This is a genomic window from Fluviibacterium sp. S390 (genome assembly GCF_049800695.1).
Lineage (GTDB): Bacteria > Pseudomonadota > Alphaproteobacteria > Rhodobacterales > Rhodobacteraceae > Meridianimarinicoccus.
In genome coordinates, this window is sequence record NZ_JBNAFN010000025.1 from 1 (window position 1) to 20,788 (window position 20,788).

Sequence of the window (20,788 nt, forward strand, 5' to 3'; positions counted from 1 at the left end):
TGCGCGCCCGCGACAGCCAGAACATCGTGATCGAGGACAGCGAGGTCACCGGCTTCTGGAAGGGCATCTACCTGGCGCGGGTGGATGGGGCGCAACTGCTGCGCACCGAGTTGCACGAGATCCGCTCGGATGCGCTCAACCTGATCGACACCCGCGACGTGCTGGTGGAAGACAACCAGTTCCACTCGATCCGCCGGTCGATGCAGTCGGGCGACCACGCCGACATGATCCAGGTCTGGAGCGGTCAGGACGATCCCGCCCGCAAGCCCGGCAACATGGTCATCCGCAACAATTATTTCGACATCGCCGACGGCGACCGCAGCCAGATGATCTATATGGACAACAGCCGCGCGTCGAACCGCGATGCGGATCCGGCGATCTTCTACAGCAACATCCTGATCGAGAACAACGTGATCATCTCGGGCACGGTGTCGGGGATCAAGCTGGGCGCGGTGGATGCGGCGGTGATCCGCAACAACATCCTGGTCTACAGCGAAGCCCCCGATGCCGACACCGCCAAGGGCGCCGGCGACCCGCGCATCCGGGTGGCGCCGCATTCCACCAACGTGGTGATCTCGGACAACATCACCTACGACGTGAAGGGCTATTCCGGGCAGGCCGACTGGTCGGTCTCGGGCAACGTGAAGGCGCAAAGCGCGCGGCCGGGGGCGCCGGGCTATGTCGGGGGGATCCTCAGCCCGATCTCCCATGACCCGGCCGAGGGCACCCCGGTGGATGCCACGCTGCTGGCCTTTGACAGCGGCACCGGCCTGCTCAGCATGCTGGAAGACGGCACCATGCAGGCGCTGCTGCTGCCCGCGGCGGCGCTCACCCCGATGGGCGGTGGCGGCACCGGGCTGGACCTGGGCACCGCGGTGGTCGAAACCCCGGCCTCGGCGGTGGCACCGCTGGGCGGCGGCACCGGCTTCCGGCTTGACGCCGGCCTGCGGCTGGAGACGGGGCAGGACCGGGGCGTGGTGTTCCTGCTCAAGGGGGTGTTGATGGTCTCGGTCACCGATCAGGGCGGCCTGGAGGCGGTTCTCACCACCGCCACGGGCGACAGCGCGCGGGTGCAGACCCCCGGCCCCCTGGGCGACGGCGGCTGGCACGACGTCTCGCTGACCTATGACGGCGCCGCCGGGGGGGGCGGGCTGACCCTGACGCTGGACGGGGTGCTGCAGGACACCGTCGCGCTGGAGGGCGCCCTGCCCGAGATGCCCCGCAAGGGGCTGATGCTGGGCTCGCCCTGGCACGCGGATGCCCAGGGCGGGCTGCGCCACCTGTCGCTGACCGGTCTGGTGGAACATTCCGATCCGATCCTCAGCCCGGCCCCGGTGCCGCCGGTGTTCCCGCCCGAGATCGACAGCGCCACGCTGCTGGCGCAGGCGGTGATGGCCGAGGGCTTCGACTTCCTGGAGGATCCGGCGCTGGCGGCCAACCTGATGGGCGATGCCCGGCTGACCGGCACCGAGGGCGACGGCCAGCTGAGCCTCGGCACCGGCGGCGCCCTGCACCTGCCCGGCCTGCCCGGCGACCTGCACAGCCAACATCTGGCCGCCGAGATCCTGTTCCAGGTGGACCTGGACGTCACCGAGCGCAGCACCCTGCTGTCCAGCCACCGGCGCTTCGAGGCGGAACTGGTGGGCGACCGGCTGAAACTCACCGCCAGCACCGCCGAGGGCGGCACCGCCTCGGTCACCAGCGGGCGCCTGACCGACCTGCAGGCCGACGGCCCGCACCGCCTGACGCTGGAGCTTGACGCCCGCGCCGACCTGCTGACGGCGCATCTGGACGGGCAGCTTGTGCTGGCCGAGACCGGCATCGACTTCGACCTCGCCGCCAGCACCGCGCGGGAACGCGGCTGGCACATGGGCAACCGCTGGAGCGATGCGGCGCAGGCGGTGGAGATCGACCAGCTGATCCTCGCCGATCTGGACGCCCTGCCGCCCGAGACGGGCGACCTGCTGCTGGGCTGACCGGCGGGGGTGTTTCGCGCGCGAAACACGCGCCGGGGTCACAGGCCTTCGACGATCACCACGCACCCTGTCGAACCGCTCTGCCGCAGGGCTTTCAGGGGGCATGGTCTTCGCGGGTGAGCAGCTTCCGCGCCGCCGCCATGTCGGGGAATTCGAACAGGACAATCCGGGTCAGGGTCCAGTCCCCTTCCAGAACCTCATGCGCGCCGCCCCGGACCAGGTATTTCCGCCGAAGGATTCAACCAGGGGGCTTCACCTGTTCCATGAACGCGCCGTAGGGGCCGGGTTCGTGGACGTCGACATCATGGATCGGATAGGCGCTCATCGGGGGGGATCCTTCCGTGGCAGGACAAAAGGCCAGACCGCCCCCCGCCAGACCACAACGCCGCAGGCCCGTCACCCACCGCCGTGTTCGCCGGGCCGGCCAGGGCGACCTCGACCGGCAGCCCGCCGGGGGGGGGCGCGAAATGACTTGACGAAGCCGGGGCGCCCCCCCCTTGATGACCGACGTCTTGCCGGAACCCCGGTTGCCGTCGTCCTTTCCCCTTTGGTGAGCGCGATTGTGCCCCACCCCCTGAAAGGGCCCCATTATGTCTTTCAAGTCGATCCTGGCCGGAACGGTCCTGGCCGCGTCCTCTGTCACGGGCGCATCCGCGGCACCGGTCAACACCGCGACGGGGCTGGCCGCGCCGGTCACGACCATAACCTTCTCGGAAGTTCCGGGGATTGCCCAGGGCGCGGTCGTGACCGATCAGTTCGCCGCCCTTGGCGCCACCTTCGGCAGTCTGTCTGCGACGGCAGGCCTTTACTTCGGCGCCAGCGGCAACCCCGGCGCGGAACTGCGGAACTTTTTCCCCGACACCTACAACCCGTTTTCGATCACCTTCTCCGGCACGGTCACCGAGGCCGCCTTCAACATGGTGACCAACGGCTATACCGACAAGTTCACGGCGCTGTTGAACGGCGGGGTTGTCGAAAGTTTCACCGCCCCGACGGGGGGCTGGAAATACTATGGGTTCACCGGGATTCTGTTCGACGAGATCCAGGTTGAAATCGGCTTCGGATCGACCGCAACGAACAAGCACATGCGGCTGGACAATCTTCAGATCGGCGCGGTGAGCGCGGTGCCGCTGCCTGCGGGCGGCCTGCTGCTCCTGTCGGGTCTGGGCGGCATCCTCGCCGTCAAGCGCCGCAGGAAGGCCCGCGCCGCGCGGCGCGACAGGGCCTAGACCCGCCGGGGGGCATCCACCCCGAAGGATGCGGGGGGTACCGGATCAGGATCCCGCACCGGCATGCAAAAGCGGGCGCATCGTTTCCGATACGCCCGCTCAAATCCGTCAGCCTTGCCCCCTGAGGGGCGCAGCCTTACACCAGCGCGAGGTTGGCGGCGCTTTCGCGACCGTCGCGGCCAGCTTCGATATCGAAGGTGACTTTCTGGTTGTCGTTCAGACCGGTCAGGCCGGCGCGCTCAACTGCAGAGATGTGCACGAAGATATCGCGGCCACCATCATCAGGGGCGATAAATCCGAAACCTTTTGTGGAATTGAACCATTTCACGGTGCCATTGGCCATCGTAATTCTCCTTGTTTCCTGCCCGCGACATGCGGCAGGGCGGCTATGTCAGTGCTAGATCGCGACACTGAGCCGTAAGGAGCAGATTCATCGATAGAGATAACGTAACCCGGCCCTCGTAAAGCCTCACGCCACAGCAAGCAAGCTTTATTTCCCCCGGCCTCTGTCCGCCATGTGTCCGGGACGACCGATATCCGGCCCCGAGAGCACGGCTTGCGGTACCGCATTCACCCCCCTTGGGCCGACCGGTCCGGCGCTCCAGACAAGGTCACCGCCTTACAAACCAAGATCCCTGCGCGCAGCAAGGGCCAGCTTGGCGATCAATGCGTCGCTGATCGGCTTGCCGGGGGAAAAGGTGACGCCCATTTTCGTGGGTTTGAGCCCCTCGGCGGCAATGTCGTCGGCATGGGCCGCAATGGCGCCATGGGACACGTAAAGTCCGCATTGCTTGCTGAAGGCCGCATAGCCCGCGATGACGGATTTCCCGAAGCCGAAACCGGGCATGTTGTAGGCGATGATCTCTTCGGCGTCGGGAAGTGCCCTGGCAAGCTGCGCCCGCACTTGACCCAGAAGGGGCCGCAGTGGGTCCGGAGCCGCGGCAATATAGGCGTCATGGTCAATTGGTGTTGTCATGCCCGAATATCATCGACGCGGCGCCTGCGCGCAAGTGGCAGGGGGATCGGCCCCTGCCCCGCCCGCCTCAGACCTTGTAGTAGTCCCGGTACCAGTCGACGAAGCGCTGCATCCCGTCGCGCATGTCGGTCTTCGGCGCATAGCCGGTCAGCCGCTTCAGCAGGCTGGCCTCGGCCCAGGTCGCCGGCACATCGCCGGGCTGCATCTCCATGAAGTTGCAATTGGCCTTCTGTCCCAGCGCGTCTTCCAGCGCGCCGATGAAATCCATCAGCCGGACCTGTTCGGAATTGCCGATGTTGACCACCCGCCAGGGCGCCACCGGGCTCAGGCTGTCGCCGTCCGCGATATCCTCGGGGGCGGCGGGGCGCACCGGTTTCGCGTCGATCAGCAATTCGATGCCGCGCACCAGGTCTTCCACATAGGTGAAGTCGCGCCACATCTCGCCGTTGTTGTAGACGTCGATGGGATCGCCGTTCAGGATCGACCTGGTGAACTTGAAATAGGCCATGTCGGGCCGGCCCCAGGGGCCATAGACGGTGAAGAACCGGAACAGGGTGATCGGCAGCCCGTGGATATGCGCCCAGGCATGGGCCATGGCCTCATCGGCCTTCTTGGTGGCCGCATAGAAGGACATCTGGGTGTCGACCTTGTCGGTCTCGGCATAGGGCATCTTCGTGTTGGCGCCATAGACCGAGCTGGTCGAGGCCATCAGCAGGTGATCGACCTTGTGTTCCAGCGCCAGCGCCATGACGTTGAAGCTGCCGGTGATGTTGGTCTCCAGGTAGGCGCGCGGGTTCTCGATGGAATAGCGCACCCCGGCCTGGGCGGCGAGATGGACGATCACCTCGGGCTGCGCCTGCGCGCCTGCCCGTTCCAGCGCGCCCATGTCCTCCAGCCGCCCGATGATCGGGGTGAAGCCGGGGTGCCGGGCCAGCCGGGCATGGCGGGCCTCCTTGAGGGCGACGTCGTAATAGTCGCTCAGGGCGTCATAGCCGGTGACCTGCCAGCCGGCGGCCAGCAGCCGCTCGCACAGGTGGTAACCGATGAAACCGGCCGAACCGGTGATCAGGGCGCGTCGTGTCATGTTGTGTATCCTGCTCTCTGGTGCCATCGCCAGGCATCGCCGATCATCTGCTCGGGCGTCGAATGCACCGGCTCCCACCCCAGTTCCGCCCGCGCCAGCCGCGAGCCGCAGACCAGGCTGGCCGGATCGCCCGGGCGACGCGGGGCGATGTCATGGGGGACCGTCTCGCCGGTGACCGCTTCCGCCGCCTCGATGATCTCGCGCACGGTCATGCCGCGCCCGGTGCCCAGGCACAGCAGCGGCACGCGGGTGTCGCGGTCAAGATAGTCGATGGCCGCCACATGGGCGTTCACCAGGTCCAGCACATGCACATAGTCGCGCACGCAGGTGCCGTCGCGGGTCGGGTAATCCTCGCCAAAGACCTTCAGCGCGCCGCGGCTGCCGCGGATGGCCTGGATCACCAGCGGAATGAGATGGGTCTCGGGCTGGTGATGCTCGCCCACTTGTGCTGCCGGATCGGCCCCGGCGACGTTGAAGTACCGGAAGGTCAGGGCGCGCAGACCATAGGCCTTCACATAGCCCGCCAGCATCATCTCGACGGCGGCCTTGGTGGCGCCATAGGGCGACATCGGGTTCAGCGGCGAGGTCTCGTCGATCTCCACCCCGTCCAGATCGCCGTTGACCGCACAGGTCGAGGAGAACACCAGCTTGTCGGTGCCGGTGGCGACCATGGCATCGAACAGCGCCTTGGCCGAGCGGAAGTTGTTGTCCCAGTAGCCCGCCGGATCCTGCACCGAGGCGCCGACCTCGATCAGGGCTGCGAAATGCAGAACCGCCTCGGGCTTTACGTCGCGCAGGGCGGCCTCGATGGCGTCACGGTCGCGCAGGTCGCCCGCGATCTTCGGGCCGAATTGCACCGCGTCGTGCCAGCCGGTCTGGAAATTGTCGAAGGTGACGGGCTCATGCCCCGCCGCCACCAGCGCCTTGCAGGCGTGACTGCCAATATACCCGCCGCCGCCGGTCACCAGAATGCGTGCCATATGCCTGCCTCTTCGTCTTGCCTGCCTTCGGGGTAGCGAGGGCCTGCGAGGGGCGCAAGGGGGCGCTGCCCCCTCCGGGCCTGCCGGCCCGTTCACCCCCGGAGTATTTGGACCAAGAAGAATGAGCGCCGTCTCGGAAACGCTCCCGGGGAGCGTTTCCGGCGCGAACGGGCGGAGCCCCATGATGCCTTTCGGTCGCGAACGGAATGTTTCGCGCGCGAAACATCGGCATGCGGGGTGAATGACCGGCTCATTCTTCTTGGTCCAAATACTCCCGCCGGAGGCTCCCGAAGCGGCCAGGGGCGGTGGTCTCGACAGACCGGGAGCACCCTGAACCAGAGGCGCGTTTCGCAGTCTGATTATTTTGATGCGCGTTTCGCGCTTGGCCTATTTTGATGCGCGTTTCGCGCAATAGGCCACGAAGGCGCGGGCCGGGCTGCGCAGGCGGGGGCGGCCGGTGGTCACCCAGTAGCGGCGCCAGTCGGCTTCCAGCGCGTAGACATCCCAGCCCGGCGCCACGGCGCGGGCCTCGTCCAGCGCCTCGGGGGGCAGCGCCGGGCCGTCGCCGGGGTCGATCACAGCGGCGCGCGGGGTGATGCGCACCAGGTCGCCCTCGATCACCTCCAGGCTGTAGTCGGGCAGGGGATCGGCGGCGGCCATGTCGCGGATCATCTTGCGGAACACCCGCAGCGGCGAGGCCGAGCCCGATTTGGCGCAGAGCACCGCCATGGAGATCTGCCAACGCGGCTGCCGCCCGCAATGCTTGCGGGCCAGTTCGTAGACCCGCCGCTCCAGCGGCTTGCGCAGGGAGAAGTAGTCGCGGCTGAGGGTCAGCACCGATTTGCCCAGCACCGCGCGATAGAGCCAGTCCGAGAGCGTCACCGAAACCGAGACCATCCGCCCCGAGCGGGTGCGGCGCACGATCTCCCAGCTTTCCAGCAGGCCGAAGCCGGCGGTGGTGGTGACCTCGGCGGTGGGGATGTTGGTGATGATGCGGGTGCCCGACAGCCGTTCGAAGGCATCGCGCAGGCGGCGGTAGCTGTCGCCGGAGGTTTCGCGGTTGGTGGCCAGCAGCAGGTCGTGGGCGGTCAGCTCCAGCGTCCGCGCCGTCGGCCGGCCGGCGTTCAGCGCCGCCACCAGCTGGCTGATGCAGTAGATCAGCACGTCCTTGTCGTGGATCGTGGCCAGCCCTTTCACCGAAGGCGTGATCTGCACCGAGATGCCCTTGTGATCATAGCTCAGCACCCGCCGGTCGGGGCGTGTGGACAGCGAGAACACCGGGTGTTCCATCGTCGCCATGTCATCCTTGGGGATGGCGGCCACGATATCGCACACGAAGAAATCCGCCAGCGCCGGGGCCGGGGGCGGCCCGAAGGCAGAGGGCGGGCCCAGGGCTGCAGCGGCGGGTTTCGGGCCGGGGGCCTTGGAAACGGAAACCGGCCCCCGGGACGGGGGCGGGGCGGGTTTGGACATCAATCTACTGCTCGTGACGGATTCGTCGTTTTATTTACACTCAGAGTAGAAAGACCCCCGGTGCGGCTCAAGCGGAAGGGAGCGCGGGTTTCGGGGGTCTGGAGTCGGCGGATCGGGGGTTCAGAGTCGGTCTTTCGTGGTTCCGGAGTCGCCAAGGTCTGAAAAAGGGTGGAATCGGCCTTTGATGTCAGCAGCTTGGAGAAATCCACAGGATGCCGTAACAGATATCTAACACATATTCTAACAGACCCGATGGCACCCGCGCCCCTGCGGCGCCTTGGGCACCTGATGGCAAGTGCCTGATTTTTCTTAGAAAACCTAATGGGATGCGCATTTTCCTTTGATATGCCGGGTTTTATGGTAGTCTGGCGAAAACAAAGCATGTCGAGCAGGACATTCCATGAGCAGCACCCCGGCGGATCCGCCGTATTTCAACATCTCACCCGATGCGGCGCTGGCCGATCTGGGCGATCCCGTGGACACCGCCGGCTTTGCCGAGGCCGCCGAAATGGCCTCGCGCGGGCGCGCCGACCTGATGTCGCGGGGGCTGAACCCGGATGGCGCGAAACGGCTGCGGCGGTTCTCGACCTGGGAAATCACCAAGTATCTGATCCCCGTCGCCACCCCGCATTTCCGCCGGGTGCTGAAGGCCAATCCGCATCTGCCGCAGGGCGCCTCGGAAACCGAAGGCGGGGCCAAGTGGTTCACCCTGGACGAGGTGCTGCGCCTGCGCGCCCATTTCGCCGCCGAGGGCTCCAAGACCAAGGAATACCTGCCCTACCGGCCCAAGGGGCTGCCGGCCAAGGTGGTGGCGGTGGCCAACTTCAAGGGCGGCGTCGGCAAGACCTCGACGGCGGCGCATCTGGCGATGTCGGCGGCGCTGGACGGCTACCGGGTGCTGGTGCTGGACCTGGACAGCCAGGGGTCGATGACCTCGATCTTCGGCGGCCAGGTGGCGGACGAATGGCAGACGGTCTTCCCGCTGCTGGCGCGCGATTACGCCGAAAGCCTGCAGGCCGAGAACCGCGCCCGCATGGGCCGGGGCGAGGCGCCGCTGCCGCTGGACGATCTGCTGGCCGAGGCGCTGAAGGTCAGTGCCCGCGATCTGGCGCAGAAGACCCATTGGCCCAACATCGACCTGATCGGGGCGCAGCTGAACCTGTACTGGGCCGAGTTCCAGGTGCCGGTCTGGCGCATGGGGCTGAAGGGCTGGAAGCTGTGGGACGCGCTGCTGAACCGGCTGGAGACCGACGGCATGCTGGAGGCCTATGACGTGGTGATCCTCGATACCCCCCCGGCGCTGGGATATCTGACCATCAACGCGCTGGCGGCCTCGGACATCCTGCTGGTGCCGCTGGGGGCGTCGTTTCTGGAGTTCGACAGTACGGGGCGCTTCTTCGACATGCTGCACGCCACCTTCAGTTCCATCGAAGAGGGCGAGAACCTGGCCGCCCGCGCCCTTGGCACGCCCGAGCTGCGCTTCGAATGGGACGCGGTGCGGGCGGTGGTGACGCGCTTCGATGCCGCCCAGCAGATGGAGATGGCCAACCTGATGCAGGCCTATATCACCCCCTACATGTCGCCCTACCGGCAGGATTTCACCGCGCTGGTGGGCCAGGCGGGCGAGCAGGTGAACGGCATCTACGAGGCCGATTACCGCGACTTCAACCGCGAGACCTACATGCGCGGGCGCGAGACCTTCGACGAGACCTATGCCGCCTTCAAGCGGCTGCTGATCGGCGCCTGGAGGCGGGATGAGCTGGCCGGGGCGTCCCAGGCAACGGACGGTGGGGCAGGGATGTCTTCACCTTCCTTGCGCCATCCTGACCCCCGCCCCAGAAGAGGAGCCGCGTAAATGGCCCGCCGTCGCCTGACCCCCGCCCAGCCCGGCTATCTTGCCCCGGCCCAGAGCCGCCCCGCGCCGGCCCCCGCGGCCACGCCGCGCGCCGTGGCCCCCATCGCCCAGGTCTCGGGCCAATCCGCCGAAGCCGCCGCCCTGCGCGAGATCACCGAAAGCCTGCAGGCCGCCCGCGACGAGGGCCGGATGATCGTCGAGGTGCCGCTGGCCGACATTGCCCAGGGCCACCTGGTGCGCGACCGGATCAGCCTGGATGCCGAGGAAATCGCCGCGCTGAAAGCCTCGATCGCCGCCCATGGCCAGCGCACCCCGGCCGAGATCACGCCGCTGCCCGAGCCCGCCGCGGGCGAGGCCACGCCGCCCTATCGCTTCGGCCTGATCTCGGGCTGGCGCCGCCTGCGGGCGCTGAGCGAACTGTACGAAGACACCGGGGAAGAGCGGTTCTCGACCCTGCGCGCCCTGATCCGCCCGCCCGAGGAGGCCGCCGACAGCTATGTCGCCATGGTCGAGGAAAACGAGATCCGGGTCGGGCTGAGCTATTACGAACGCGCCCGCGTGGTGGCCGAGGCCGCCGCGCGCGGGGTGTTTGCGGACCAGTCGGCGGCGCTGCGCAGCCTGTTCGCCACCGCCAGCCGGGCGAAGCGGTCGAAGATCGGCAGCTTCATCGACATTCACGAGGCGCTTGGCGATCTGCTGAACTATCCCGCCGAGATCCCCGAACGGCTGGGGCTGGCGCTGGTCTCGCGCCTGCGGCTGGGCGATCGCAACGCCATCCGCGCCGCCCTGACCCGCGCGCGCCCGGCCAATGCGGCGGCAGAACTGGCGCTGCTGGAGAAACTGGCGCAACCGCCGAAGACGGATGTTTCGCGCGCGAAACACTCCGGCGAGGTGCTGCGCGACGGGCTGCGCTTTGCCTCGGCCCGCAAGGGACAGAAGATCACCCTGACCCTCAGCGGCCCCGGCGTGGACGACGCGCTGCTGGACCGGCTGCGCCAGGCGATCCGGGCGGCGGAGGGCGGCCAGGGCTGACGCCGCCCGGCGGGCGTATTTTCACCAGGAGTGAGCGCCGTCTTGCAATCGATCCAGGGGATCGATTGAGGCGCGAACGGGCGGAGCCCCAGGCCGTCCGGGAACCTGCCAAGGCGCGCCCCAGGGGCTGACGGGCAGGGTCCGCCCGCGAAAAGGATCAGGCCCGCCGCCGCCTGCGGCGCAGCAGGCCGAGGGCGGCAACCCCGGCCCCGAGGGCCGGCAGGCTGGCGGGCAGGGGGATCTCTGTGCCCAGGGTGGGAAGCTGGCGCACGGTCCATTCCTTGGCGGGTGCCCAGAAGTCTCCACGTGTCTCATAGTAGACTTCCGAAATGAAGATTCTGTCCCATTTCGGGTCCATCGAGGAATCCGGGGAATCCTCTTCCGCATAGATGTTCCAGTCGAGCACCTCATAGTTTGGTCCGAAGGTGAAGCTGGCGACGGTTCCATATGCGATTTCTGTGAAGAGATTCACGGAAAAGTTCCACGAAATCACGCCGTCTGTTTCGATGGAGGTGTCGTCGTAGGGGTACTCGTGCCGGAACACCACGGTGGAATTCTTGAAGCGACCACCATAGGCCGCTTCATCCAGAATGATCGTCCCAGAGAACCCCGCGTACGAATAATGATAACTCTCCCACACCCAGTCGTCATCGCCGGGGCAGGGGCCGGCAGGCTGCGGTGTGTAGGTGCATTCTGCGAGTGTGTCGTAGTAAATCGTATCGCCGTAGTAGCTCAACTTCAGCGTCACCGCGCTGGCGGTGGTGGTGGTGAACAGGGCCGCTGTAATGAGCGGCAGGGTGCTTTTCAGATGCATCGGAAGGTCCTTTTTCGAAATACCTTCAGGATATTCCGGACCGCCACGGGCGACAAGCGGGGGGCGGGCGGGGGTTAACCTGCCTGGCGGCGTGGCCCGTGGTCCGGGGCGCAGACGGCAGCGGCCCGCCGTGTCGCGGGCGAAACAGCGGGCCGTCATGTCATGGGCCGGGGGCGCCCCCGGCCGCCGGGGGGCGGGCCGGGTCAGACCACCTCGATATTGGCGAAGGTGATGTCGTCCACGACAAGATAGCCGTTGCCATTGGTGATGGTGAGTGAGGTGATGTCGTGGAAACCGGTACCGAAGGTGGTGGTGCCGGTGGCCCCGGCGGCCACCGTGTGGGTGGCGCCGTTGGAGGCGGTGAAGGTGACGCCCGTATCGACCCGCGCGATATAGAGCGATTCAAGGTCGAAACTGCCGCCGTCGCCCCGATCCAGCGTGTGGACGGAGTTGCCGTACAGATAGGCTTCCCAATCCGCATCGCTGCCATCGTAGTTCGCGACATGATGGTACTCGCTGGTGGCGAAAAGGGTGAAGCCGTCTTCGATATAGAGTTGGTTGTTCTGGCCCCTGTCGAATTCGATCACATTGGGATCGCTCGCATAGGGCGTGGCGCCTTGCAGATCCTCGAAGATGAGATTGTCGATGGTGAAATAGTCCAGATCCGTGGAGGGGGTGCCGTCGCCGTTGACATTGCCGGTGAAATCCCAATCCACCCAGGCCACATCGGTGAAGACCGCGGCGAAATTCACCGTGCCATAGGAGGCATAGGTCTCGGATCCGGTACCGGTATAGGTGACCGTCTGGGTGGCGCCGTTCGATCCGGTGAAGGTCACCGACCAGCCGTCGCCCTCGTGGTCCCGGAACGTCTCGATATCGAGGGATTTGAGCGAGAAGGTGCCGGTGCCGCCTTCGCCTTCGATCCGGCCCTTGCCCTCGTAATAGGTCGCACTGAGATAGTCATAGTCATAGGAATACACAGCGCCATCCCCGGTCCCTTCCGCCGGGAGATACCAGCCAAGGACGTCATCGCCGATGCCCCGGACCTGCAGCCCGGCATCACTGATATGGATGCTATTGACCCCTTCGGCATTGATCGCGACCCAATAGAAGGCCCCTTCGAAATCCACCACCCCGGACACGCCGTCGTCCGCCCCGTTGATGGTCACGGTGACGGTGGCGGTGTCGGTGTCGCCATTCGCATCGGTCACCTGGTAGGTGAAGCTGTCGAGCAGGGTCTCGCCGGCGTTCAGCGCCTGCACCGCCGGGTTGGCGTTGTCGAGCGCATAGGCATAGCTGCCGTCCGGGTTCAGCACCAGCGTGCCCAGCATGGCCCCGGTGACCAGCGTGACCGCGCCCAGAAGGTCGGGGACGCTGTCGTTGTCCAGCACATTGCCGACGATGGCGGGGCCGTCCTCGTCGACGCTGACGGCATCGTCCACCGCGGTGACCGGATCATCCTCGGGGGTGATTTGCTGCCCGTCCACGAAGATCTCGAGCGCCTCGACACGGGTCACGCGCAGGGTCTGGTTGCCGAAGCTTTCGAAATAGAAGAACTCCTTGACCGCCTCGCCGGTGCCGCCATTGGTGGCCGTGTCGAGGAAGGCCAGGTAGGCGGCGATTTCCAGCTGCACCGCCGGGTCGTTCCAATGGGTGCTGGTCATCAGCAGGCGGATGGTGTCGAGCCCGAGGCCGCCATCATAGGTGTCGGTGGCGCCGTCGTTCAGGGCCACGTCATAGACCAGGAGATCATCGCCGCGCCGGCCGCGTACGATGTCGTCGCCGGCGCTGCCGGCGAGCATGTCACCCTGGCGGGTGCCGTGAATGTCTTCGTCTGAGGGGGTACCAGCATAGATAATTCCAGGCATGGTCAGCATTCCTTCCATACAATAAAAATGTATAAAAAAAATGCGTTACGCCAATATCGAGCCAAGCTAATGCTTGCTCTCGCATCTGAGTCCTGTCAACAGGATTCCGCAACGTCAGGAAGGATCTGCCCCCGGCCTGTGCCGGGGAGCAAGGGTCAGCGGTCGGCGGCGCGCTGGTAGGCGTCGATCAGCGTGTCGACCTGGTAGTCCCAGCTCAGTTCCGTCTCGACGCGGTTGCGGCCGATGCGGCCCATTTCGGCGGCGCGCGCGGGATCGTCGATCAGCGACAGGATCTTGTCGGCCATGTCGGTGGTGTTGTTGGGTTCGGCGTACAGCGAGGCCTCCTGCGCGCTGTAGCGGCCCTCGGTCACCTCGAACTGCACGATGGGTTTGGAAAACGCCATGTATTCGAGGATCTTGTTCATGGTCGATTTGTCGTTCATCGGGTTCACCCGGTCCGGGTTCACGCAGACATCGGCCGACGACAGCACCTCGAACAGTTCCGCATCGGGGGCGCGGCCGGTGAAGGTCACATGGTCTTGCAGCCCCAGATCGCGGGTCATGGCCTTGAGGTCGTCCAGCGCCGGGCCGCCGCCCACCAGCACGAATTGCACGTCGCGGCCGCGGTCGAAGACGATCTCGCGCGCCGCTTCCAGCAGCAGGTCGATGCCCTCCTGGTCGCCCATCACGCCGACATAGCCGACCATGGCGGCGCGGCCCTTCTTCCAGGCCGGGTTGGGCGGCATCACGTGCAGCCGGTTCAGGTCGGGGCCCGAGCGGACCACGAAGATGTCTTCGGGCTTCTTGCCGCCGCGCTCCATCGCGATCTGGCGGTAGGACTGGTTGGTCGAGATCACCACGCCCGCCGACCAGAAGTTCAGCTTCTCGAACAGCACCATCAGCTTCCAGAAGAAGCCGCGCTTGTTGAACTTGGCTTCATAGAGCTCGGGATTGATGTCGTGATGGTCGAAGATGTACTTCTTGCCCAGCAGCTTGAACGGCCAGGCCACCAGGAAGATCAGGTCCGGCGGGTTGCAGCCCTGCAGCGTGTCGAAGCCGTGCTTGCGCAGGATCTTCCACGCCAGCCGGGTTTCGTGGAACAGGGCAGCGCCGTATTCCAGCAGGTAGCCCGAGGCGCCCTTGGCATCCAGCGGCAGCTTGTGGCGGTAGATATGGACGCCGTCCAGTTCCTCATACGGGGCTTCATAGCCCTTGCCGGTGGGGCAGATCACGCTGACCTGCGCGCCCGCCGCCGTCAGGGTCCGGCATTCGTGCCAGACCCGGCGGTCGAAGGGCAGGGGCAGGTTTTCCACGATGATCAGGACCTTGCGTCCGGCCAAAGGCCTGTCGACCCGGACGGCTTCCATCCGGGGCATTTCGGTAAACTGACCGTCCATCACACACTCCATTCCGTCACTGATCGCCCCCCGGTTCAGGCTGCTCAGGGCAAACGGCCCAGATCGCGCAGGTCCGTTGCCGCGGGCAGATCCAGGTCCTCTACTGTCGCATTGGTCGCGATCACACGCGCATAGGCTGTACCCTCTGCGGTGGGCTTGTCCACCAGCAATGCCTCGATTCGGGGCAGTTTCGAGAAGGCATAGCCCAGATTCGTTCCCATCAGCTTTTCGGAATCGACCCCCGGATCATAGATATCCAGGTCATATCCCGAGGCCAGCAGCTTGCGCGCCAGGTCGACATTGGGGCTTTCGCGCAGATCGTCGGTGCCGGCCTTGAAGGCCAGACCGGCCAGCAGCACCCTGGCGCCCGGCTCCAGCCCTTCGACCGCGTATTCGTACATGCGGTGCTTGTGGGCCTCGTTCGAGCGGATCAGGCTTTCCACCAGCGGCATGTTCGAGCCGCTGTCGACGCCGATATATTGCAGCGCGCGCACGTCCTTGGGCAGGCAGGAGCCGCCGAAGGCGCCGCCCGGACGGGTGTAATAGGGCGAGATGTTCAGCTTGGTGTCGGATTTGAAGATCTCATGCACCGTGGAGGCCTTGATGCCGAGGTTCAGGCAGACCCGGCCGATCTCGTTGGCATAGGCCACTTTCACCGCGTGCCAGGTGTTGTCCACGAACTTGGTGAACTCGGCCTCGCGGTAGCCGACCTGGAAGGTGGGCGCGGTGATATTGGCGTTGAGCTCTTCCATCTGCGGGTTGGGCTGGCCGTCCCGGGTGCCGATGACGATCTTGGGCGGCTCGAAGTAATCCTTCACCGCCGAGCTTTCGCGCAGGAATTCGGGGTTGTAGACCAGTGCCGCCGCCGCGTCGGTCTTCTCGCCCAGCACCGCCATGAAGATCGGGTGGATCAGCTCCTCGACCGAGCCGGGGCGGATGGTCGAGCGATAGGCGACGGTCAGCGGCCGCGCCCGGTTCGGATCCAGCGCCAGGGCGATCTGGTGCGAGACATCGGCGATGTAGCCCATGTTGTGCGAGCCGTCCGACGCCGAGGGGGTGCCGACGCAGACGATGGCCAGGTCGGCGTCATCCAGGTGGCTGCCGATCTCGGTGTCGGCGGTGATCCGGCCCTTGGCCAGACCGTCCTTGAGCATCTCTTCGACGCCCGGTTCCAGGATCGGCGGGATGCCGTCACGGATCGCCTGCACCTTCTTCAGGCTGACATCGATGCCTGTAACCTCGTGCCCTTCGCTGGCGATACAGCAGGCGGCGGTGAACCCCACATAGCCCAGCCCGAAAATGACGACCTTCATGAACACTCGTTCCTTCACGCAAAGATAACCAGATACGGGGCATTGCCTATCAGACTGTGAGCGCTGACGCGACGGGGCAGGCGCAGGACACGCAGCGGTAATATGGCGCGGCCCGGCTCTGGACAGAAAACCGCGCGGCTCGCTACTGTCCGGCGCACCACCCGCCGCCGCGCGCGCGGCCCGAACCGGGTGTGACATGAAAAGAGGTTGAGGATGAGTGATGTACGTACCGCCCCCCAGGGGGACTACAAGAAGGCCCGGCGCACCGGGCTGAACCGGCTGGCCGGGGTGCGGCACCTGATCGTCGAGACCTACCGCTGGTACTATACCCGCGTCTGGGGCATGGACATTCATCCCTCGGCGCAGTTTTCCCTGTCGGCCAAGTTCGACCGCACCTATCCCAAGGGGGTGCACGTGGGGAAGAATTCCTATGTCGCCTTCGAAAGCCGCCTGCTGTGCCATGACCGCACCCGCGGGCTGTACCTGCACACCCGCGTGGGCGAGAACTGCTTCATCGGCGGCCGCAGCCTGATCCTGCCCGGGGTCGAGATCGGCGACAATTGCGTGGTGGGCGCGGGCTCGGTGGTGACCAAATCGGTGCCGCCGCGCTGCGTGGTCGCCGGCAACCCGGCAAAGATCCTGCAGGAAGGCATCGAGGTCGGCGCCTATGGCCGCTTTGCCAGCGCCGATGAGACCGAAAGCAAGCTGGTGGAGCAGGGGCTGGTCTGACCCCCGCGCCTGCCCTTGCGGAACATCGTTCCGGAAAACCCCGTTCTGACGAAAAACCGGGCACCGCCCCCGGTCTGTGTGCGGCGTTGGTAATGCTGCGCGCAACCTTCCCGTGCGTCACCGGCGTATTCCGCCGGAACGAAAGCAAAATTCCGCTCAGAACCCAGGGTTAACCAAGGGGCGGGGTCGCGTCGCGGCGGCGATCCGGGCATATCCACCCCGAGGAAGAATTCTTCACCAAGAGCACATTGCCATCGCCTGCGAAGCCTTTGGATTCGCAGGAGGGAGATGTGTTGTCGCGTAACGAGAGGACAACTGTCATGGCCACACATGTGGTAACCAACGCCGCCCAGCTTCACACCGCCTTTGCCCGCGCCGCCGACGGCGACCGGATCGAACTGGCGGGCGGAAATTATTCCGCCGTCAACCTGCAGGGACGGGATTTCGCCCAGGGGCTGACCATCACCTCGGCCGACCCCAACGACCGCGCGGTGCTGGCCACCTCGCTGGAGGTCCAGAACTGCAGCGGCGTCACCATCGAGGGGCTGGATGTGGATGCCGCCAGCATGGCGCCGAATTTCAGCTGGAACCGGGTGCAGATCCGCTCCAGTTCCGACATCACCCTGCGCGACATGCTGATCGACGGCTATGTGCCCGGCCCCGGCGATGGCGCGGTGGACCCCACGACCGCGGCCGCGACCCGCAACAGCATTCTCGACGGCATGGGCTATGAGAACGGGCTGCTGCTGCGCAACACCCAGGACGTGGTGATCGAGGATGTCGAGATCGCCAACCTGCGCGTGGCCGTGCGCCTGAACGGCACCCAGGACACCACCATCACCGGGATGGAGCTGCGCGATTGCCGTGAAGGGGTGAATTTCAACGATGCCACCGACCTGCTGATCGAGAACAGCTATTTCCATGATCTCAAGCCCTGGTACGACCCGGATGGCACCTCGGGCGATCACCCGGATTTCATCCAGTTCTGGGGCGTGAACTCGACCACCGGGGTGAACGGGATCACCATTCAGGACAACATCTTCTACCAGCCCGAGGGATCGCGCGCGCAGACCATCTTCGGCCATCTGAAGAAGGCACCCGCCGGAGTCACCGCCAGCGATTTCACCATCACCGGCAACACCATCATCAACGGCTCGGCCAATGCCATCAAGCTGGCCCATACCGATGACGTGGATATCTCGGGCAACATCCTGCTGCCCAATTCCGACACGCTGCATTACAGCAATTTCCCGCGGATCTCGTTGAATGGCGTGGACAATGTGCAGATCACCGGCAACACCCTGCTGCCGCGCCACAACGGCGATATCCTGAACCTGGACGCGGGGGCGATGGCGGCCCAGAACGTCACCGAAAGCGGCAATACCCTGCTGTCGCAGAACCCGGCATCGCCGAGTTTCTGGGGCTCGCTTCATGACCAGATCCTCAACACCCTGCCGTCCGGCGGCACCGGCGGCACCGGCGGTGGCGGGACCGGCGGTGGTACGGGCGGTGGCGGCACCGGCGGTGGTACGGGTGGCGGGACAGGTGGTGGTGGCACCGGCGGCGGGACGGGCGGTGGCGGCGGCGCCGTGACCCCGCCGACCACGACCTATCCCATCGATCCCGATACGATTTACGACACCGCGGTGCGCGTCACCGGCTCTAACCGCAAGGACAAGCTGAGCGACCGCGGTCTGGCGCCGGATGAGATCGGGCATCTGCGCGGGTTGAACGGCAATGACAAGCTGACCGACACCGGCGGCCATGACATCCTGGAGGGCGGCAAGGGCGCCGACCATTTCCTGTTCGATTTCCGCAAGTCCACGGGCGAGGACACCTATGACCTGGTGATGGATCTGACCTTCCGCGACGGCGATGTCCTGCGCCTGATGACCGACCAGGCGGGCACCTTCACCGACGCCCTGGATCCGGGCAACCGGATGCATGTGTCGCCGGGCGGCCACAGCGTGACCCTGGACAGCCTGGCCGATCTGACCGAGCTGCTGCTGGCGCCCGAAGTCAGCGTCACCGCCAATGGCGACGGCTCGGGCGTGGTGCTGGCGCTGCAGGACGATGACACCCATTACATCGAACTGCAGGGCATCCTGATGAGCGACCTGGGCTGACGGCCGCCCGAGATCCGGGGGTCAGGCGTCGCGGCGCCTGATCCCGACCCGCGCCGGGGAATACAACCTGTGCGTGTCATCTCAAATCGTCTATTACTCCTATGCGTGTGCGGGCAGCATCCGGTTCCGGAAGAGAATCGGCTGTGGGGGCGCCGATCTCGTACAACTGGGGGCATTACAGAATGACGACTTTTCAGGTGACGACGGCGGCCGGGCTTGTGGCCGCCTTCCAGGGGGCGGCCGATGGCGACCGCATCGAACTGGCCGCGGGCGATTACGGTGCCGTGGTCCTGAAGAACCGGGCCTTCGCCCAGGACATCACCATCACCTCGGCGGATCCCAACGACCGCGCGGTGCTGACCGAGACGCTGCTGATCCGCGCCGCCAGTGGTATCACCGTCGAAGGCATCGACCTGGAGGCCGCCAGCCTGGCCCCCACCCGCAACACCAGCCGGGTCCAGTTGCGCGACAGCGCCGACATCACCCTGCGCGACATGACCCTGACCGGCCATCTGCCCGACGCCACCGAGGGCACCGATCCCGACAGCGCCGCGGCCACCCGCAACATCCCGCTGACCGGCTATGGCTATGAATTCGGCCTGCTGGTGCGCGACACCGACGGCGTGGTGATCGAGGATCTGGAGATCACCGACGTGCGCACCGCCCTGCGCCTGAACGGGGTGGACGGCATCACCGTCAGCGGGCTGGAGCTGCATCACACCCGCGAGGGCGTGAACCTGAGCGATGTCAGCACCCTAGTGATCGAGGACAGCTATTTCCACGACCTGACGCCCTGGCGCGACCCGGACGGCAACACCGGCGACCACCCGGATTTCATCCAGTACTGGGGCACGAATTCGGCCAGCGGCCTGCAGGGGCTCACCATCCGCGACAACATCTTCTACCAGCCCGAGGGCGCGCGGTCGCAGTCGATCTTCGGCCATCTGGACGGGGCGCCCGCCGGCGTCACCTCCAGCGATTTCACCATCACCGGCAACACCATCATCAACGGCTCGCCCAACGCGATCTCGATCTACGACACCACCAACGTGGTGATCGCCGACAATATCGTGCTGCCCAACGGCGAGGATCTGACCCATACCGAATACCCCAGGATCATCCTGGTGGATGTGGATGGGGCGGTGGTGACCGGCAACACGCTGGTGCCCTATTGGGACGGCAGCGTGCTGAACCTGGACGCGGCGGAAATGGCGGCGATGAATGTCACCGAAAGCGGCAACACCCTGCTCTCGCTGGACCCGGCGGCGCCGGATTACTGGAAGATCCTGCACGATCAGCTGCTGGCCACGCTGCCCGGCCAGCCGGGGCCGCCCGACACCGGCGTGCCCGGCGATGCGGTGGTGCTGGCGGGCACGACCGACAACGACGTGCTGACCGACCGGGCCACCGACCAGGGCCAGGTCACCCATATCCAGGGGCTGGAGGGCAACGACAAGATCACCGACACCGGCGGCGATGACTGGCTGGAAGGCGGCCTGGGCGCCGACCGGTTCATCTTCGACAATCGCAAGAGCGGCGATGCGGCCTCGGCCGATGTGGTGATGGACCTGGATTTCGCTGCCGGCGACAGCCTGCGCTTCCTGACCAGCCTGGCGGGCAGCTTCACCGACACCCTGGATCCGTCCAACACCCTGAACGTCAACAGCAACGGCACCAGCGTGACGCTGAACAGCCTGGCCGACCTGGTCGAACTGGCCGCCGGCACCAGTGTCGCCATCGCCGCCAATGCCGATGACAGCGGCGTGGTGCTGACGGTGCAGGATGCGGCGGCGCATGAGGTCGAACTGCTGGGCATCCTGATGAGCGACCTGGGCCTGGCCTGAGCGATCGGGCGCGGCGCGCGGCCCCCCCCTCTGGCCTGCGCCCGTCCCATCCCGCGTTCATTTTTTACCGCGGGATGGGTCACAAGACGCCC

The 20,788-nt window shown here is 66.0% G+C and carries 17 protein-coding genes; 7 read left to right on the plus strand and 10 right to left on the minus strand.

What is annotated here, in order from left to right:
* The coding region (locus ACP15K_RS16895; RefSeq protein WP_424991069.1) for a right-handed parallel beta-helix repeat-containing protein at window positions 1–1,976 on the plus strand (1,976 nt) is incomplete at its 5' end.
* A 94-nt stretch (window positions 1,977–2,070) separates the two neighbouring features.
* On the opposite strand, the gene ACP15K_RS16900 is transcribed toward ACP15K_RS16895, so the two are convergent.
* The gene (locus tag ACP15K_RS16900; RefSeq protein ID WP_193143468.1) at window positions 2,071–2,214 is read right to left on the minus strand and encodes a DUF1330 domain-containing protein; all 144 of its coding nucleotides are present in this window, start codon (window positions 2,212–2,214) and stop codon (window positions 2,071–2,073) included.
* Window positions 2,215–2,566: 352 nt separating this feature from the next.
* Between ACP15K_RS16900 and ACP15K_RS16905 the strand changes: the two genes are divergently transcribed.
* Window positions 2,567–3,205 (plus strand): VPLPA-CTERM sorting domain-containing protein, encoded by a 639-nt coding sequence (locus tag ACP15K_RS16905; protein ID WP_226926139.1) that lies wholly within the window; start codon window positions 2,567–2,569, stop codon window positions 3,203–3,205.
* Between the two features lie 136 nt (window positions 3,206–3,341).
* Here ACP15K_RS16905 and ACP15K_RS16910 read toward each other — a convergent pair whose 3' ends face one another.
* The 5 genes from ACP15K_RS16910 to ACP15K_RS16930 all read right to left on the minus strand — a co-directional run bounded on the left by ACP15K_RS16910 (window position 3,342) and on the right by ACP15K_RS16930 (window position 7,718).
* A complete protein-coding gene (locus tag ACP15K_RS16910; RefSeq protein ID WP_193143426.1) occupies window positions 3,342–3,548 on the minus strand; it encodes a cold-shock protein in 207 nt (68 codons plus the stop codon).
* A 276-nt stretch (window positions 3,549–3,824) separates the two neighbouring features.
* On the minus strand, window positions 3,825–4,181 hold the full coding sequence (locus ACP15K_RS16915) for an iron chaperone (protein ID WP_424991070.1): 357 nt from the start codon (window positions 4,179–4,181) through the stop codon (window positions 3,825–3,827).
* A 67-nt stretch (window positions 4,182–4,248) separates the two neighbouring features.
* Window positions 4,249–5,265, minus strand: coding sequence for an SDR family NAD(P)-dependent oxidoreductase (locus ACP15K_RS16920; RefSeq protein ID WP_424991071.1), 1,017 nt, complete (start codon window positions 5,263–5,265; stop codon window positions 4,249–4,251).
* Entirely contained in the window at window positions 5,262–6,245 is a 984-nt protein-coding gene (gene galE / locus ACP15K_RS16925; protein ID WP_193143432.1) for a UDP-glucose 4-epimerase GalE, read from the minus strand. Before galE ends, ACP15K_RS16920 begins: the two co-directional genes overlap by 4 nt.
* A 387-nt stretch (window positions 6,246–6,632) precedes the next feature.
* The gene (locus ACP15K_RS16930; RefSeq protein WP_424991072.1) at window positions 6,633–7,718 is read right to left on the minus strand and encodes a replication initiator protein A; all 1,086 of its coding nucleotides are present in this window, start codon (window positions 7,716–7,718) and stop codon (window positions 6,633–6,635) included.
* Window positions 7,719–8,118: 400 nt separating this feature from the next.
* On the opposite strand from ACP15K_RS16930, the gene ACP15K_RS16935 reads away from it, so the two are divergent.
* Both ACP15K_RS16935 and ACP15K_RS16940 read left to right on the plus strand, forming a co-directional pair.
* Window positions 8,119–9,573 carry an AAA family ATPase gene (locus ACP15K_RS16935; protein WP_193143436.1) on the plus strand — a complete coding sequence of 485 codons (1,455 nt, stop codon included), beginning with the start codon at window positions 8,119–8,121 and terminating at the stop codon, window positions 9,571–9,573.
* Window positions 9,574–10,605, plus strand: coding sequence for a ParB N-terminal domain-containing protein (locus ACP15K_RS16940; protein ID WP_193143438.1), 1,032 nt, complete (start codon window positions 9,574–9,576; stop codon window positions 10,603–10,605).
* Window positions 10,606–10,762: 157 nt separating this feature from the next.
* On the opposite strand, the gene ACP15K_RS16945 is transcribed toward ACP15K_RS16940, so the two are convergent.
* The 4 genes from ACP15K_RS16945 to ACP15K_RS16960 all read right to left on the minus strand — a co-directional run bounded on the left by ACP15K_RS16945 (window position 10,763) and on the right by ACP15K_RS16960 (window position 15,997).
* Complete coding sequence (locus tag ACP15K_RS16945) at window positions 10,763–11,419, minus strand: hypothetical protein (protein WP_424991073.1); 657 nt, start codon at window positions 11,417–11,419, stop codon at window positions 10,763–10,765.
* A 203-nt stretch (window positions 11,420–11,622) separates the two neighbouring features.
* Window positions 11,623–13,287, minus strand: coding sequence for a VCBS domain-containing protein (locus ACP15K_RS16950; RefSeq protein WP_424991074.1), 1,665 nt, complete (start codon window positions 13,285–13,287; stop codon window positions 11,623–11,625).
* 155 nt (window positions 13,288–13,442) lie between these two features.
* Window positions 13,443–14,684: a glycosyltransferase family 4 protein gene (locus tag ACP15K_RS16955; RefSeq protein WP_226926141.1), complete on the minus strand. Its 1,242-nt coding sequence runs from the start codon at window positions 14,682–14,684 to the stop codon at window positions 13,443–13,445.
* 44 nt (window positions 14,685–14,728) lie between these two features.
* Window positions 14,729–15,997: a nucleotide sugar dehydrogenase gene (locus ACP15K_RS16960; RefSeq protein ID WP_193143450.1), complete on the minus strand. Its 1,269-nt coding sequence runs from the start codon at window positions 15,995–15,997 to the stop codon at window positions 14,729–14,731.
* A gap of 213 nt (window positions 15,998–16,210) precedes the next feature.
* Here ACP15K_RS16960 and ACP15K_RS16965 point away from each other — a divergent pair, with 213 nt between their 5' ends.
* The 3 genes from ACP15K_RS16965 (at window position 16,211) to ACP15K_RS16975 (ending at window position 20,696) form a co-directional block, all read left to right on the plus strand.
* Complete coding sequence (locus ACP15K_RS16965; protein WP_193143452.1) at window positions 16,211–16,726, plus strand: acyltransferase; 516 nt, start codon at window positions 16,211–16,213, stop codon at window positions 16,724–16,726.
* A gap of 320 nt (window positions 16,727–17,046) precedes the next feature.
* Window positions 17,047–18,852 carry a right-handed parallel beta-helix repeat-containing protein gene (locus tag ACP15K_RS16970; RefSeq protein WP_424991075.1) on the plus strand — a complete coding sequence of 602 codons (1,806 nt, stop codon included), beginning with the start codon at window positions 17,047–17,049 and terminating at the stop codon, window positions 18,850–18,852.
* A 182-nt stretch (window positions 18,853–19,034) separates the two neighbouring features.
* Window positions 19,035–20,696: a right-handed parallel beta-helix repeat-containing protein gene (locus ACP15K_RS16975; protein ID WP_424991076.1), complete on the plus strand. Its 1,662-nt coding sequence runs from the start codon at window positions 19,035–19,037 to the stop codon at window positions 20,694–20,696.
* Window positions 20,697–20,788: the final 92 nt, after the last annotated feature.